Below are 11,891 nucleotides of genomic sequence, written 5' to 3' on the forward strand. Positions count from 1 at the left end.
CCCGCGCGCTGTGGCGCGCGGGCCGGAACGTCGGTCTGTCAGACCTCCAGCGGTGTGTCGCTGCGGGTCCATTCCAGGGGCTTGAACACCGCGTCGACGGGTGTTTCAGCAACGTGGTTGACGTAGTTGGACATGGTTTTCTGCGCCAGGCCGAGGATCACGTCCAGAACCGCGCGGTGGCCGTAGCCTGCGTCAAAGAAGGCTTGCATCTGCGCTTCGCTGACGTTGCCGCGTTCGCGTACCATCTGCACCGTAAAGGTGCGCAGGGCTTCGAGCTTGGCGCTCGGCAGCGGCGTTTCGTTGCGCAGCGCCTCGGTGATGTCGTCGGACACCTTCATGTTCTTTGCAATGCCGGTGTGGGCCGGGACGCAATAGTGGCAGGCATGTTCCACGTTGATGGATTGCCAGACTACGGTCAGCTCGTCGGCGTCAAAATCGGTCTCGGTGAACAGCTTGTGCAGCACCTGGTAGCCTTCATAGGCCTGGGGGCTTTCGGCCAGGACCTTGTGCAGGCCGGGCAGGCGGCCAAAGGCCTTTTGGGACTTTTCGAGCAGCGGCTTGGAGGCCTCGGGCGCGGTGTCCTGGTCGTGGGAGGGGAAATTCAGCATGTCAGAATCCTTCACTGTGTTGCGTCTGCCTTCGATTTAGTCTTTCTTGAGCAATCACTCAAGTATATATTTGAGTGATTGCTCAACTCATGGTGATCCGATGCCCCGCAAGCCCAGTTTCGACCGAACAGATTTGATTGCCCGGGCCCGTGATCTGTTCTGGAAACAGGGCTGGGCGGGAACGTCGCTCAAGGATCTTGAGGCGGAGCTGAAGCTGAAGCCGGGCAGCTTCTATGCTGCGTTCGGGTCAAAAGATGCGCTGTTTGGCCTGGCGTTGGACACCTATGCCGAGGATGGCGCGCGGCGTCTTGAGGCGTTGACCGAGGCGGAGGGTCCGTTGGGCGCGCTCAAACGCTATCCGGTTTTGATCCTCGAAGAGGGGAACGCCCCGGCCCGGGCCTGTATGCTGGCAAAGACGCTGATCGAGCTGCACCAGCGCGACCATCCGCTGGCGGCGCGTGCGGATGCCCATCTGCGCGGCATGGAGGCCCGGTTCACCGAATTGTTTCGGCAGGCGCAGGCGGCAGAGATCATCGCAGCCGAGCACGACCCGGTTGCGCTGGCGCAGAAATACCAATCCGACCTGATGGGGCTGCGGGTTTCGGCCGAGCGGATGGGACCAAAGGCAATGGGCATCGCGCGTCAGATCGGCGAAGGGCTGGACCGGCTTTGATAGTGCTGTGCGATGACCGGTCGCGGTCGCGGTCACCCGTGGGCGCGGCCCAAGTGGGCGTCTTGCACGGTCCGGCGGAGCGACCCCGACGCACACAGGTGACGTCGGGGACCGGTGGCGCGGCGCGCTTTGCCTGCGCTAGGGCTGAAACGGGGCCCGCACCTTGATTTCGAGATAGTCCTCAAGCCCGAAACGACCGCCTTCCCGCCCGTTGCCGGATTTCTTGTATCCGCCGAAGGGGGAGCCATAGGCGGTGTCGCGCCCGTTGACCGAAATTACACCGGCGCGCAGACGTCTGATGACACGATCCGCGCGCGCAGGATCACCGGTCTGAACATAGGCGGCCAACCCATAGTCTGTATCGTTGGCCAGCGCGATGGCCTCTTCCTCGGTGTCAAAGGGGATCATCACCAGCACCGGGCCAAAGATTTCCTCGCGCGCGATTGCCATGTCATTGGTGACATCGGCAAAGATTGTCGGGCGCGCATACCAGCCGTGTTCCAGCCCGTCAGGTTTGCCGAGCCCGCCCGCCAGCAGGGTGGCGCCTTCGTCGATGCCTTTTTCGATCATGGCCTGCACCCGGTCATATTGGATTTCATCAAAGAGCGGACCGATGTGATCGCCGGGTTTGGCGGGGTCGTCGACCTGTTGCGTTTCGGCGGCGCGGGAGGCCAGGCGAAGCGCCTGATCATAGACGCTGCGGTCGACCAGCATGCGCGTCGGGGCGTTGCAGGACTGCCCGGTGTTGTCAAAACAGGCGGCGATGCCTTCGGGGATACGGGTTTCCAGATCGCAATCGGCAAACACGAGGTTCGGCGATTTGCCACCCAGTTCCAAGGTCACGCGTTTGATCCCCGCAGCGGCCGCGCGGGAGACCTCGGTTCCGGCGCGGGTCGAGCCGGTAAACGAGACCATGGCGACATCGGGATGGGCCGCAAGGGCGGCCCCAACGGTCGGGCCATCCCCGTGCACGAGGTTGAACACCCCGGCTGGATACCCTGCCTCATGCACGATCTCGGCATAGATTTGCGCCGACAGGGGGGTATGTTCCGACGGTTTCAGAACGCAGGTCGCACCGGTGGCCAGGGCCGGGATCACCTTGAGCGCGATCTGGTTGATCGGCCAGTTCCACGGCGTGATCATGCCGACGACGCCGATGGGGTCTCGGGTCAGGAGATCGCCGTTGGGCAGGGTTTCGTGTTCAACGTGTTGTTCCAGGGCCTCGATAAAGGACACCAGATGGCCGATGCCGCTTTCGGCCTGCACGTCGTAGGACATGGTGGTCGGAGCGCCCATTTCGGTGGTGATCGCCCGGGCGAGGTCGCCCTGTCGGCGTTTGGTCACCGCCAACAGCTTGTGCAGCAGCGTCAGGCGCTCTTGTCGGGTGGTCAGCGAAAAACTGTCAAAGGCGACCTTGGCCGCGGCCACCGCGCGGTCCACATCGGCGCTGTTGCCCAAAGTCAGCGTACCGATCTGGCTGTTCTGCGCGGGGTTCTTGATGGGCAGGGTTTCGTTGCCGAGCGGGCGGACCCACGCGCCGTTGATATAGAATTTGTCCAGGGTGTTCATTGTCGTCCTCTTGGCGTCAGGGGGTGACCGGGTGCGGATCCATCGTCAGATGCAGCTCCGTGCCGGTATAAGGTGACGCGGCGAGCACCGCATCGTTGAGCTCCACGCCCAGGCCCGGCGCGGTGGGCGGAATGACATACCCGTCTTCCCATGTGATATCGGATTTGAGGCAGGACATATACGGGCCGTCAAACGTGCCGATGCTTTCCAGGATCAGACAGTTCGGGCTGCAGGCGGCGATCTGGATGTTTGCCGCCGCCACCACGGGGCCGCAATAAAGATGCGGCGCGATTTGCGCCTGTCGGGTTTCGGCCAGTCCGGCAATCTTTTTGGCCTCCAGCAGCCCGCCGACCCGGCCCAGGTTCATTTGCAGGATGGAGGCGGCGCCCGCTTCGAGCAGGCGGGCGAATTCGTGTTTGGTGCAAAGCCGTTCCCCGGCCGCCACCGGCACCGACGTGAACCGGGCGATTTCGGCCATGTCGGCGGGATTTTCCGGCGTGGTGGGTTCCTCGAACCACAAGGGATCGTAGCGTTCCAACCGGCGCGCCATGCGTTTGGCGCCGGATACGGTGAACTGCCCATGGGTGCCGAACAGCAGGTCCGCCCGGTCGCCGACCGCCTCGCGGATGCGTTTGCAAAAAAGCTCGGACCGGGTGAGGTCCTCCAGCCGGGGCTGATGGCCGTCATAGATCGAATAGGGGCCGGCGGGGTCGAATTTCACCGCGGTGAACCCCTTGTCGACCATCTGCACGGCCACCTCTGCCGCGAGGTCGGGATCGTCATAGACGCTGGGTGCGCCCGGTTCCGGATAGACGTCGCCAGCGGGCGGGTAAAGGTAGGTGTAGCTGCGCAGACGCGGGTTCACCAGACCGCCCAGAAGCTGATAGACCGGCTGGTCCGCCGCTTTGCCGATGATGTCCCAGCATGCCATCTCGAGCCCGCTGAGAACCCCCATGACGGTCACGTCGGGTCGCTGGGTGAAACCGGCGCCATAGCTTTGCCGCCAGAGCCGTTCGATGTGGTGCGGATCGGCGCCTTCAAACTGGCGGGTGAACATGTCGACCGCCATGGCGGTCACGACATCGGGACCAAAGGTGGCGTTGTAGATCTCGCCAACGCCGGTGATGCCACAGGCCGTGGTGAGCCGGACAAAGATGAAATAGCGCCCGCCATGGCGGGGCGGGGGGTTGCCAAACACGAAGGTTTCGATCGTCTCAAGGCGCATGGGCCAGTCTCCTTTTGTCTGCCCCGGTGATGGCGTCTTCCAGGATCATTTCCGCGGCCCGCGTCGCCAGCATGATCGTCGGGGCATTGGTGTTGCCGGAGGTCACGGCCGGAAAGGCGGCACTGTCGACCACTCTCAGTCCGCTGAGACCATGCACCCGCAAACGCCCATCCAGAACGGAGTCTGCTGGGCCGTGGCCCATGCGGCAGGTGGAGGTCGGGTGAAAGACGGTGGAGGCGCGCTGTCGAAAATCATCCATCAGGGCATCGGTGTCCGTCTGGCCGGGGTCGGGGATCAGGCGCGCCTGCGTGACACCGGCGAGGGCCGGGGAGGTGGCCAGACGATTGATGATGTCGATGGCGCGCCGGGCGCCCATCTGATCATACGGGGTCGCCAGGGAATTGGGGCGGATCAGCGGGGCCGCGCGGGGGTCGGCGGATCGGATCGTGATCTCGCCCCGGCTGGTCGGTCGACACAGCTGTGCGCAGAGCAAATAGCCGGGATCGCGGTCCAGAAGCGGCCGGCCGTCCGGCGCATTCCAGTAGGACAGCGGGTTGCAATAGATCTGCATGTCGGGCCGGGTGGTGTCCGGTGTGCTTTGAACATATCCCCCGACCTGGTTGACCGGCACGCTCAGCGGGCCCCGGCGTGTCATCAGATAGCGAACCCCGGCCAGAAGACGCGGCGGCACCCGGCCGAGAATGTTGTTCAAGGTCGGTTGTGTGGCCCGGTACATGTAGGAAATCGCCAAATGGTCCTGCAGGCCACGCCCGACTTCTGGCAGGTGGTGCAGCGGGGTGACCCCCAATCCGCGCAGCAGCGACGCCGGGCCGACCCCCGAAAGCTGCAGGAGCTTGGGCGAGTTGACCGCACCGGCACAGAGGATGATCTCGCGCCCTGCGGTGACATGCATGGTTTGGTCCCCGACCCGATAGGTCAGCCCGGTGGCCCGGGAACCGTCGAACAACACCCGTTCGACCATGGCATTGGAAACGACCTGCAGATTTGGGCGGCGTCGCGCCGGGGTCAGGAACGCGTCGGCGGCGGAAAAGCGCAGGCCGTGGCGTACGGTGCTGCGGTAATATCCGACGGATTCCCCGAGGGTGCGGCTCAGATCGTCGCAGGCGGGCCAACCGCAGTCCTGGGCGGCGGCGAGGAAGCGTTGCGAGAACGGGTTCATCTGGTCGCGCAGGTCGCTGATCGTCAGCAGGCCCGCGCCCTGCTCGCGCGGTTTGCCGTCGGCGCTGCGCTCCAGGCGCCGCTCGATCCGGTCAAAGGCCGGCTGCACCGCGGCCCAGGACCATCCGGTCGCGCCCGCCGCTTCCCAATCGTCGAAATCATGCGGCAGGCCCCGCATATAGGCCATCGCGTTGATCGAGCTTGATCCACCGATGACCTTTCCCCGTGGCCAGTAGATACGCCGTCCGTTGAGGGTCTCTTCGGCTTCGGCGTGGTAGCCCCAGTTCAGGCGGGGATTGGCGAAGTTGACGCCATATCCGATGGGCACCTTGATCCAGAAGCGCCGGTCCGAGCCGCCCGCCTCGATCAACAGGACACGGGTTTTGCCGTCACGGGTCAACCGTTCAACAAGCGCGCAACCGGCCGAGCCCGCACCGACAACGATGTAGTCAAAAGTAGGATCAGGCATGCCGCAATCGTCCCCAAAGTCGCCTGGCGGATGTGATCGCACTGGGGCGGTGCTGACAAACAATCGTTCTTGCCCCAATGGGGTGGTTCCTTTTGGTGGTCGCGGGCTTCCCTTTGCCAACATGTGCGGTATCTTTCTGGCGAACGCTTGGTGACCGCCCGGCGCATGACAGGGTGAAGGATTTCCATGCGACTGCCCCATGTGACATGGTTGAGAGCTTTTGAAGCCGCCGCGCGCCACAGCAGTTTTTCCGACGCCGCAGCCGAGTTGAATCTGACTCCGGCGGCTGTCAGCCAGCAGATCCGGTTGCTGGAACAGCATCTGGGCACGCAATTGTTCCGGCGCCTGCCGCGCGGGGTGGCGCTGACGGATATGGGGCAGGCCTATGCCTTGCCGGTGCGAAAATCCTTTGCCGAGATGCAGGACGCGACCGAAGGCCTGTTTACCGTCCGGCGCAAGAGAAAGATCCGCATCCGGGCCTCGATCAGCTACGCCACGCTGGTTCTGGCGCCTCGGCTGAAGTCGTTTCACGACCTGTATCCGGATATCGAAATCGCATTGTCTACGGCTGTCTGGTCGGATCGGATGGATCACGAAACCATCGATATCGACATACGATATGGCACCGGCCATTGGGCGGAGGATGAAATCTGGAAGCTGGGCGAGGAGGTGGCGACCCTTGTCTGTCACCCCGATCACCTAGCCTCCTTTGGTGCCGCGCCGCGCATTCAGGAGGTTCTGGCGGCAGGTGTCGTGCCGGTGTTTGGCTCTGAGATTGAATGGCGCCGCCTGTCGGATCTGTTCGAACTGGACTGCCCGGAGCCCCTGGTCTGGATGAAGGCGGATTCGTCGTTGATCGCGCTTCAGACCATTGCGGCGGGGTTTGGCACCGCCTTGATCCACAAAAGTTTTTCACAGACGTTTCTGGAACGTGGCGATCTGGTTTCGCCCTTTGAGTACCGCTTGCCGATCCGGGAGGCCTATTACCTCGTGGTGCGCGATGACGCAGAGGGGCGCAATGAGATCGAGGCCTTTCGCAGCTGGCTCATGAATGAAACGTCGCCATAGCCCGGCGCGGTTGCACGCGGCCTGAGACCAGTCCCGCGCCGGTCTGTCGGCGATCAAGTCCGGGGGCCATGCGACAGGAAAGCCCCCGCTGTCATCCTGAGGGCGGGGGCTTTCGGATGTCTGTGACCTTGGCTGTCAGCCTTTGGCGGGTTTGCCAAAGAACGGCGCCGGGGTCAGGATGGTGTTGACCTGACTGGCGAGATTGCCGCTTTCGGCGCTCAGCTTGAGGAAGGCCTGCCACTCCGGATCGGCGGCGAGGGCCGCCCGCTTGGCCGCGCGGTCGGCGGCGTCCTCATAGACCCAGATATGGACGTAGGAATTGACGTCGCCGGTTTCGACCGCGCCATAGACCACCGGTTCGCCCAGATGACGGCGCTGCGCCTCCCAGCCGTGGTCTTCGTAAAGCTTCATGTGTTTTTTGATGCGGCCGGGGTGGCAGGTGTAGGTGCGATGATCCAGAATCATACGGAGGGGTCCTTTTGTCTGAGGAGTCGGAACAGATCGGCCAGGGCATAGGCGATCATCACCGCGCCCGAGACCGGGATCGCGGCATAAAAATAGGATGTCGGCAGGCCGAGGATCGGGGTCAGGGCCCGGGCCTTGGCGGTGAGCGTGGCGCCGTGCCAGGTCATGGTGACCAGAAAACACAGCGCCAGCAGGGCAATCAGAACACGCAGCGCGCGGGCCGGGCCGGGGGACAGGACCTCGACCAGCCAGAGCACCTGGAAATGGCCGTGTTCGCGCCAGAGCGCCGCCGCCCCGGCAAAGACCATCCAGGCAAACAGCCCCTGCACGATCTCGTCAAACCAGGCGAAACCGGCCAGCTGAAGCGTGCGCGCCACGACGTTCACAAAGAGCAGGGTAAACAGCGCGCCGAGGCAGGCAATCGGGACAGCGCGCAGCAGGTGGCCGATGAGATGATCCAGCTGTTTCATTGGCCCAGCACCATATAGGGCAGCCAGGTTGAAACCGCCGGCACGCAGACCACCAAAAGCAGCACCAGCGCCAGCCCGATCAGATAGGGGGTCAGCGCCCGGGACAGGCGGCCCACGGACATATTGGCCACGGCCGACACGGCAAACAGGACCATCCCCACCGGCGGCGTCAGCAGCCCCAGCATGGAACACATGATCATGATGACGCCGAATTGGATCGGATCAACGCCGATCTGTGCCATCACCGGCGCAAACAGCGGCACGGTCAGCACGATGACGGCGATCCCTTCGAGGAACATGCCAAGCACCAGCAGGATCAGCACCACAATGGCAAGGATCACGGCGGGCGAGTCCGAAAAGCCGATCATCGAGGAGACCAGCGCATCCGGCACCCGCTGATGCACCAGCAGCCAACCAAAGAAACCGGCGGCGGCAATGACGAACATCACGCTGATGGTGCTTTGCAGGGTGCTCCAGAAAATGCCGGGCAGCTGGCTGGGTTTGATTTCGCCGTAAACCACCATCGACAGGAACATTGCATAGGCGCTGGCGGCAACGCCGGCTTCGGTCGGGGTGAAGAGGCCGCCAAAGATACCCGCGATGATGATCACCGGGGTCAGCAGCGACAGCGCCGCGCCCTTGAAGCTCTGCCAGATTTCGCACCAGTCGATGTGATCGGCGCGCGGCATCTTGTGGCGGACGGCCATCAGCCAGACCGCCGCCATCAGCGCCAGCGCCATCAGCACGCCCGGCACCACGCCGGCCAGAAACAGCTTGGCCACCGAAACGCCGGTGATCGACGAATAGAGCACAAAGGGGATCGAAGGCGGAAACACCGGCCCGATGGTCGAAGAGGCGGCGGTGATGGCGGCGCTGAAATCCGGGTCATAGCCCTTGTCGGCCATCGCCTTCAGCTCCACCTGGCCCAGGCCGGCCGCATCGGCCACTGCCGCCCCGGACATGCCGGAAAAGAACAGCGAGGCCAGCACGTTGACCTGGCCCAGCCCGCCGCGCACATGGCCGACACAGGCATTGGCAAAGCGAAAGATGCGTTCGGTTATGCCGCCGGTATTCATCAGCGTGCCCGCGAGAATGAAAAACGGGATCGCCAGCAAGGTGAACCCGGTGGTGGCCGAGAACATGCGTTGTGGCAGCATCGCGAGGATGCGGAAATCGCCCTGCAGCGCATAAAAGCCAACCGCGGTCAGCCCAAGCGATACGGCGATTGGTACGCCCAGCCCGATCAGGATCAGCAGCGCGCCGAGTATCAGAAAAGTTGTCATGTCATCGACCTTCAGCTGCCACCCGCAGGACGACCCTGCGGGTGGCCGGGGGTTATTTCAGAAAGCTCAGGAAGGTCTCCATGTTGTCCTGCCCGGAGTATTCGCCGACCCGTTCACGGGCGGGCCCCATCAGGGCGGCAAAGGGCGCAAGATCGGGACGGGTGACCGCCATGCCGGCCGCTTCGAGGGCGGCGATCTCTTCTTCTTCCTGTGCGATGACAGCCGCGCGCATCATGTCGCCCGCTTTCTTGCTTTCTTCGCGCAGGATGGTCTGCTGCTCTTCGGTCAGCTGGTCAAAGACATCCTTGTTGATGACATGCACCATGGAGTTATAGACGTGCCGGGTCAGCGCCAGATTTTCCTGAAAGTCGTTCAGCTTGTAGTGGTAGATCACGCCAATCGGGTTTTCCTGACCGTCCACAACACCCTGGTTGAGCGCGTTTGGCAGTTCGGGAAAGGCGATCTGCGTGGTGGTGGCGCCCAGACCTTCAAGCGCGGCCACGATCTGAAGCTCTGGCGGGGTGCGCAGTTTCAGCCCTGCGACATCCTCGGGCGTGTTGATCGGGTGTTTGGAATTGGTGATGTTGCGAAAGCCGTATTCCCAGTTGGACAGCAGCACCAGCCCCTGTTCTTCGAGCTTGGGACCGGCCCAGTCGGAAAATGGCCCGTCGAGCACCTCATGGGCGTGGTCATAGCTGGAAAAGGCAAAGGGCGTCATCACGGTGCCGAAAGCCTTTTCGTATTTGTCGAGCCCGCCCTGTGTCGGCAGGTTCATCTCGATTGCACCGAGAATGGTCTGTTCCAGCTGTTCCGGCGGGCTGCCGAGCTGGTTGGCGGGGTAAAGGTCGACCGCGATGGCCCCCTCCGTGCGCTCTGCCACGGCCTTGGCAAAGGATTGCGCGGCAATATGGCCGGGGTGGGTTTCGGCGGCGAAATGCGCCAGTCGCAGGGTCACGTCCTGCGCCATGGCAGCACCAGACAGCAGCGCCGCAGTGGCGGCCGATACGAGCAAGGTCTTGAACATCATGTGGTTTCCTCCCTTTGATGTGTTTTGCCCTGCGCTCTCCCGGACGCAGGACGGGTCGTTTATTCCGCCGTGGGCAGTTTTGCCTCGACGCCGGTGAGGTCTTCGTAGGCCTTGATGACGGCGGTGCAGCCTTCGTCGCCGTGCCCCATGATCGAGGCCAGGGCATAGGTCTGGTGCACCGATTGCGCCATGAAGCCCGGCAGGCCTGCCTGCTGCAGCCATTCGGCGTAGTAGCGCACGTCCTTTTGCGCGTTCGAGAGCGACATATGCGGGGTGAAATCCCGGAGCAGGGTCATTTCACCGTAGAGGTCCATCATCCCGGATTTGCCACCGGCGGCGGAGATGATGCCGATCACCTTGGTCATATCCAGCCCTTCCTTGGCGGCGAGCGCGAAGCCCTCGCAAAAGGAGGCGACATTGGCAAAGGCGATGTAATTGTGGATCAGCTTGAGCCGGATCGCGTGCCCGGCGGGCCCCACGTGAAAGATGTTTTCAGCGTAGGTTTCAAAGATCGGGCGCAGGCGTTCCATCAGATCCTCTTCGCCGCCGAAGAGGATATTGACCTCGCCTCGGTCCGCATGGGCCGGGGTGCGGGTCATTGGCGCCTCGCAATACTGCACACCAACCGCGTCGCAGGCGGCGCGCATCACGTCCACATGGTCGGCGGACACGGTGGTATGATCAACCAGGACATCGCCGGGGGACATGGCCGCTAATGCGCCATCGGGGCCAAGACACAGGGCCTGAACCGCCTCGGCCGTGGTGATGCAGACCATCAGCACCTGGCAGTCCCGCGCCATCTGCGCGACACTTTCGGCAGCGGTGGCCCCCTGGCTTGCGGCCAGCGCGACCCGGTCCGGGTCGAGATCCGTCACCGTGAGGTCCACGCCCTTTGCCGCCATGTTCTTGGCCAATCCACGGCCCATGCCGCCCAGCCCGATCAATCCGATTCTCATCTTGTCCTCCACGTTCTGCCCCTAGAAAGAACTAAAACAGGTTGTCTGACAACCTGTTTTCTGATAAAAAAATTGAAGAGGCCCGACCGGCGCGCTAAACACGCGCCAAGGCTAGACAGTCCGAGGTCGACAATTGGAGGTTCGCAATATGCCTGATGCCCCTGGGCTTTTTGATCGTATCGACAGGCCGCGCCGTCTGCCGGACGAGGTTGCGGTTTCGATCACCGCCGCCATCGAAGGCGGGCAGCTCGCCCCCGGCGACCGGCTGCCGACCGAGGCAGAACTGGCCAAGCGATTTGGCGTCGCCCGCACGGTGGTGCGCGAGGCGATATCGCTGTTGCGCTACGACGGGATCGTGGATTCGCGTCGTGGGGTGGGGGCCTTTGTGACCGATGCCTCGCAGCGGTCGTCCTTTCGCATCAGCCCGGCCTGTTTTGAAAAACGCAAGCAGATCGTGCAGTTGCTGCAGCTGCGCACCGGAGTGCAGGCCGGGGCCTCGGCGCTGGCCGCCAGCACCCGGACAGAGGCGCAGATGGCGCAGATCGACGCGCTGTTCCAGCAGATGGCCGAGGCCGACGCGCGCGGCCCCGCCGACGCGCTGGAGGCGCGGGTGGACAGCGAGCTTTTGCTGTATCGTCACATCACCGAGGCCTCGAACAACCCCTATTATGCCGAGGTGGTTGCGATGATCGAAACCAATATCCAGAATAACCTGCGTTCGGCGTTTCTGAAAAACGCCGCGGCCTCGGAATTCGGGCCTGCCATCATGCAGGAGCATCGCGCCGTGCTGGACGCGCTGCATGCCCAGGATGCCGAGGCGGCCCGTGCGGCCACGCGCACCCGTTTTGAACGCGCGGCGGAGCGGCTTGCCGCGCGCGCAGATTTCGCCTGAAAGGATA

The 11,891-nt window shown here is 63.4% G+C and carries 12 protein-coding genes; 3 read left to right on the plus strand and 9 right to left on the minus strand.

Features of this window, described 5'->3' with window-relative positions; genetic code table 11:
• Positions 1–38 precede the first annotated feature (38 nt).
• Positions 39–608, minus strand: a complete 570-nt coding sequence (locus tag TRIHO_RS02050; protein ID WP_207498608.1) for a carboxymuconolactone decarboxylase family protein — start codon at positions 606–608, stop codon at positions 39–41.
• Between the two features lie 100 nt (positions 609–708).
• Between TRIHO_RS02050 and TRIHO_RS02055 the strand changes: the two genes are divergently transcribed.
• Positions 709–1,281 carry a TetR/AcrR family transcriptional regulator gene (locus TRIHO_RS02055; RefSeq protein WP_068239993.1) on the plus strand — a complete coding sequence of 191 codons (573 nt, stop codon included), beginning with the start codon at positions 709–711 and terminating at the stop codon, positions 1,279–1,281.
• A 138-nt stretch (positions 1,282–1,419) separates the two neighbouring features.
• On the opposite strand, the gene TRIHO_RS02060 is transcribed toward TRIHO_RS02055, so the two are convergent.
• The 3 genes from TRIHO_RS02060 to TRIHO_RS02070 are packed head-to-tail and all read right to left on the minus strand — an operon-like array spanning position 1,420 to position 5,723.
• Positions 1,420–2,850, minus strand: a complete 1,431-nt coding sequence (locus TRIHO_RS02060; RefSeq protein WP_068239994.1) for an aldehyde dehydrogenase family protein — start codon at positions 2,848–2,850, stop codon at positions 1,420–1,422.
• A gap of 16 nt (positions 2,851–2,866) precedes the next feature.
• The gene (locus tag TRIHO_RS02065; protein ID WP_068239995.1) at positions 2,867–4,075 is read right to left on the minus strand and encodes a mandelate racemase/muconate lactonizing enzyme family protein; all 1,209 of its coding nucleotides are present in this window, start codon (positions 4,073–4,075) and stop codon (positions 2,867–2,869) included.
• A complete protein-coding gene (locus TRIHO_RS02070) occupies positions 4,065–5,723 on the minus strand; it encodes a GMC family oxidoreductase (RefSeq protein WP_068239996.1) in 1,659 nt (552 codons plus the stop codon). The genes TRIHO_RS02065 and TRIHO_RS02070 overlap by 11 nt, the downstream gene beginning before the upstream one ends.
• A gap of 186 nt (positions 5,724–5,909) precedes the next feature.
• Here TRIHO_RS02070 and TRIHO_RS02075 point away from each other — a divergent pair, with 186 nt between their 5' ends.
• Positions 5,910–6,791, plus strand: a complete 882-nt coding sequence (locus tag TRIHO_RS02075; RefSeq protein WP_068239997.1) for a LysR substrate-binding domain-containing protein — start codon at positions 5,910–5,912, stop codon at positions 6,789–6,791.
• A gap of 135 nt (positions 6,792–6,926) precedes the next feature.
• On the opposite strand, the gene TRIHO_RS02080 is transcribed toward TRIHO_RS02075, so the two are convergent.
• Genes TRIHO_RS02080 through TRIHO_RS02100 form a run of 5 tightly spaced genes read right to left on the minus strand, consistent with a single transcriptional unit; the run spans position 6,927 to position 10,992 of the window.
• A complete protein-coding gene (locus TRIHO_RS02080) occupies positions 6,927–7,256 on the minus strand; it encodes an NIPSNAP family protein (RefSeq protein ID WP_068239999.1) in 330 nt (109 codons plus the stop codon).
• Positions 7,253–7,726, minus strand: coding sequence for a TRAP transporter small permease (locus tag TRIHO_RS02085; protein ID WP_068240001.1), 474 nt, complete (start codon positions 7,724–7,726; stop codon positions 7,253–7,255). The genes TRIHO_RS02080 and TRIHO_RS02085 overlap by 4 nt, the downstream gene beginning before the upstream one ends.
• Positions 7,723–9,009 carry a TRAP transporter large permease gene (locus TRIHO_RS02090; protein WP_068240002.1) on the minus strand — a complete coding sequence of 429 codons (1,287 nt, stop codon included), beginning with the start codon at positions 9,007–9,009 and terminating at the stop codon, positions 7,723–7,725. The genes TRIHO_RS02085 and TRIHO_RS02090 overlap by 4 nt, the downstream gene beginning before the upstream one ends.
• Before the next feature lie 52 nt (positions 9,010–9,061).
• Positions 9,062–10,036, minus strand: a complete 975-nt coding sequence (locus TRIHO_RS02095; RefSeq protein ID WP_207498610.1) for a TRAP transporter substrate-binding protein — start codon at positions 10,034–10,036, stop codon at positions 9,062–9,064.
• A 59-nt stretch (positions 10,037–10,095) separates the two neighbouring features.
• Positions 10,096–10,992, minus strand: a complete 897-nt coding sequence (locus tag TRIHO_RS02100) for an NAD(P)-dependent oxidoreductase (protein ID WP_082704977.1) — start codon at positions 10,990–10,992, stop codon at positions 10,096–10,098.
• A gap of 148 nt (positions 10,993–11,140) precedes the next feature.
• Between TRIHO_RS02100 and TRIHO_RS02105 the strand changes: the two genes are divergently transcribed.
• Positions 11,141–11,884, plus strand: coding sequence for a FadR/GntR family transcriptional regulator (locus TRIHO_RS02105; protein ID WP_068240004.1), 744 nt, complete (start codon positions 11,141–11,143; stop codon positions 11,882–11,884).
• Positions 11,885–11,891: the final 7 nt, after the last annotated feature.

Source organism: Tritonibacter horizontis (assembly GCF_001518015.1).
GTDB lineage: Bacteria > Pseudomonadota > Alphaproteobacteria > Rhodobacterales > Rhodobacteraceae > Epibacterium > Epibacterium horizontis.

Excerpts from the sequence above, each read along its gene's own strand:
- TRIHO_RS02095 (WP_207498610.1), bottom strand. The coding sequence starts at position 10,036 with ATGATGTTCAAGACCTTGCTCGTATCGGCCGCCACTGCGGCGCTGCTG.
- TRIHO_RS02075 (WP_068239997.1), top strand. The coding sequence starts at position 5,910 with ATGCGACTGCCCCATGTGACATGGTTGAGAGCTTTTGAAGCCGCCGCG.
- TRIHO_RS02065 (WP_068239995.1), bottom strand. The coding sequence starts at position 4,075 with ATGCGCCTTGAGACGATCGAAACCTTCGTGTTTGGCAACCCCCCGCCC.
- TRIHO_RS02105 (WP_068240004.1), top strand. The coding sequence starts at position 11,141 with ATGCCTGATGCCCCTGGGCTTTTTGATCGTATCGACAGGCCGCGCCGT.
- TRIHO_RS02050 (WP_207498608.1), bottom strand. The coding sequence starts at position 608 with ATGCTGAATTTCCCCTCCCACGACCAGGACACCGCGCCCGAGGCCTCC.
- TRIHO_RS02060 (WP_068239994.1), bottom strand. The coding sequence starts at position 2,850 with ATGAACACCCTGGACAAATTCTATATCAACGGCGCGTGGGTCCGCCCG.
- TRIHO_RS02080 (WP_068239999.1), bottom strand. The coding sequence starts at position 7,256 with ATGATTCTGGATCATCGCACCTACACCTGCCACCCCGGCCGCATCAAA.
- TRIHO_RS02090 (WP_068240002.1), bottom strand. The coding sequence starts at position 9,009 with ATGACAACTTTTCTGATACTCGGCGCGCTGCTGATCCTGATCGGGCTG.
- TRIHO_RS02070 (WP_068239996.1), bottom strand. The coding sequence starts at position 5,723 with ATGCCTGATCCTACTTTTGACTACATCGTTGTCGGTGCGGGCTCGGCC.
- TRIHO_RS02055 (WP_068239993.1), top strand. The coding sequence starts at position 709 with ATGCCCCGCAAGCCCAGTTTCGACCGAACAGATTTGATTGCCCGGGCC.
- TRIHO_RS02100 (WP_082704977.1), bottom strand. The coding sequence starts at position 10,992 with ATGAGAATCGGATTGATCGGGCTGGGCGGCATGGGCCGTGGATTGGCC.
- TRIHO_RS02085 (WP_068240001.1), bottom strand. The coding sequence starts at position 7,726 with ATGAAACAGCTGGATCATCTCATCGGCCACCTGCTGCGCGCTGTCCCG.